The 2,777-nt window shown below is 45.4% G+C and carries 3 protein-coding genes; all 3 read left to right on the top strand.

Translation table 11 applies throughout. The features are described 5' to 3' along the window. The first annotated feature begins 136 nt into the window (after positions 1 to 136). On the top strand, positions 137 to 2,008 hold the full coding sequence (locus J5I83_RS13020; RefSeq protein WP_304056804.1) for a GGDEF domain-containing protein: 1,872 nt from the start codon (positions 137 to 139) through the stop codon (positions 2,006 to 2,008). A gap of 32 nt (positions 2,009 to 2,040) precedes the next feature. Beyond that, positions 2,041 to 2,355, top strand: a complete 315-nt coding sequence (locus J5I83_RS13015; RefSeq protein WP_304056802.1) for a BolA family transcriptional regulator — start codon at positions 2,041 to 2,043, stop codon at positions 2,353 to 2,355. Positions 2,356 to 2,596: 241 nt separating this feature from the next. Further along, positions 2,597 to 2,777 (top strand): helix-turn-helix domain-containing protein (locus J5I83_RS13010; protein ID WP_304056800.1); only part of this gene is annotated, 181 nt, incomplete at its 3' end.

The raw sequence follows: 2,777 nt of genomic DNA, 5'->3' as shown, positions 1-2,777 counted from the left end.
CCAGTACTCATCATTGAGCATCATTCGGGGCATCGCAAACTCGTTTTGTTGGTGGTATGGGAACCCCAATATTACGAGTTTGTTTCTATCTATGAAATACTTACCTTAAAACGTCAACAGACCCTAGGAGATCAGTTTGTTTATAACGCGCGATGACTACAAGATCAGCATTGCAGGTGGCCTGTTAGTGGTGGGATTGACTCTAGCTGCAGGCTTTACAGTCTATAGTATGCTGAAACCGCTAATTGAATCTTCACTTAGTAAAGGGATCGGAGTCGCATTAAAGAGCAAGGCAGACTTTCTTGAGAGTCAAATTGAGGAGGGATTAACAAATACATATGCGATTGCCACCTACCCCTACCTGATTCAGGCTTTGCTACAAGTCAATGCGCAGCCAGGTAATGCTAATGCTATGCGCGACATGAAACGAGAAATGAATTCATTGCTATTAGCCGGTTTCACGGCGATAACTGTTTACGATATAAACAGCAATAAAGTAATACAAGGTGGTCATTTCTCCCAAAACCAATCCCAAAAATTTCCGATGCATGCCCACCACGATTCGTTCATGATCTGGGACGATAATCAGCTTTCTCTGCATGTTAGAAAGGATGTGCTGGATCAGAACGCGCGACGTATCGGTAGCATTGCAGCGGAAACAAGATTGCCACAGCTTACTCGCAATCTCACAGAAATAAGGGAGATCGGTGAAAGTGTCGAGCTCATGTTGTGCGAACCGTTGGAAGTGGGTGGGCAGGAGATGGCGTGCCTACTGAGCAAAGTTGATGGAGTAGAATTCAAACGATTATTGCCTTTGACCGATGGTGTAGCGCTGCCAATAAGTCACGCGCTGGGAGGGAAATCCGGCATCATCATAGAGGAATATCGTCAAGTACCGACAGTAGCTGCATATACCCCGCTGGGTACATTCGGCATGGTGCTGATGCAAGACAAAAAAGAATTTTACGCGCCGATGATTGAGCAAATAAAAATCATTGTTGCAAGTCTTATCGTGCTGATAATCATCGGGATACTGCTGCTGTCCTGGCTAGTGCTACCACTAATGCGCAGATTAGCCAGGTCGGAAAAGGGCGCGCGGGAACGATTGAAAGAATGCCAATGTTTGCATGGAATCCGTCGCGATATGGAACGTAATCTCCAGGAGAGTGAGTTCTACCAGAAAGTCATTGCGCGGCTGATACAGGCGATGCAATTTCCTGAAATGACATCTGTGATGATCGAGCTTGACGATAAGCAATTTGTTTCTGATCGGTACAATAAGGATTCAATGCACAGACTGCAAGCACGGATCGTAGTCAATGGGGAAGCGTATGGTTGGTTGCGTATAATCTATAGTGAAGATCAACCTTTCTTGCTGCCGGAAGAACAAGATTTGATTGATACTGTTGCTAGTGTTCTGGGGAGGTGGATTGAGCGGGAACAGGCAAAGCAGCGCATTGTACAGATGGCAACTCATGATGTATTGACCGGTCTACCTAATCGCTATTTACTACAGGACCGCCTCAAGCAGGTGCTGGCGCATGACCGCCGTACACAGGAACAGGCAGCGGTACTGTTTGTCGATTTGGATCACTTCAAGAGCATCAACGATACGCTGGGGCATGCGGCAGGTGATTTGCTGTTACGGGAAGTAGCAGCAAGGCTTAATGCTAATATACGTACCGAAGATACGGCGGCACGCCATGGCGGAGATGAGTTCATCATACTATTGCAAAATATCACCGGTAGTCAGGAAGCGAAATTGGTTGCACAAAAAATATTAAATGAATTGATACAACCTTTCCATATTCATGGAAAAGAGTTGCATATCGGTGGCAGTATCGGCATTGCAATGTTCCCATCTGATGGGAATGATGTGGAAGACTTGTTGAGGAGCAGCGACATCGCGATGTACCATGCCAAGAAGAATGGCCGCAATAACTACCAGTTCTTTTCGCCTGAGATGAATCAAAAGATGGCGGAAAAAGGTTCTGTCGAGCTAGGATAGTATGAAATGAGGAAACGACATGGACGATATTTATGAGAATAAAAAATATAATTGAAGCCAAACTGCAATCATTGCAACCACAATTTCTGGAAGTCATCAACGAAAGTCACAAACATAATGTGGTAGCGGGATCCGAATCCCATTTCAAAGTGACCATCGTTTCTGATGAATTTAATGGAAAAATGCTTCTAGCTCGTCATCGAATGATTAACAGTATCTTGGCTGATGAGCTTGCTCATTCTATTCATGCACTTTTTCTGCATACAATGACCACCGAAGAATGGTTTGAAAAGAGCGGAATGTCCAATAATTCTCCGCCTTGCCTTGGGGGCTCAAAAACCAAATAACAGCACATTTGTGAGTACGCATTTGATTAGTCTTTCATACTTGCTCATTCTGTGGTTGCGATGAAGGGGTTCGGTTAACTTGCTGCTTTCCTTCTGGAGTGAAGGGACGCAGGTTGACCTCCCTCGTACGCATAGTTGGCCGCTGTAGGATCGTTTCGGGTTACCCCCATCTGGTGAAGTGGTACCCAAAAACTGGACAGGTTGTTAAGCTCTGGCAAAACAGAAAAGGAGTGAAATAACTATGAGCAAGAAACGCGCGCAATATTCCAATGAATTCAAAGCGAAAGTTGCATTAGCAGCCATCCGAGGGGAAGAAACCGTGCCGCAGTTGGCATCCCGGTATGGAATCCATCCGACCCAGATCAATAGCTGGAAGCGGCATTTGATTGAACAAGCTGCGGAGTTATTTGCTCGTAGTGATG

Source organism: Nitrosomonas communis (genome assembly GCF_024102715.1).
GTDB classification, from domain to species: domain Bacteria; phylum Pseudomonadota; class Gammaproteobacteria; order Burkholderiales; family Nitrosomonadaceae; genus Nitrosomonas; species Nitrosomonas communis_B.
The sequence above is the reverse complement of the archived record's forward strand: the minus strand, read 5'-3'. Positions and strand labels throughout refer to the sequence as shown.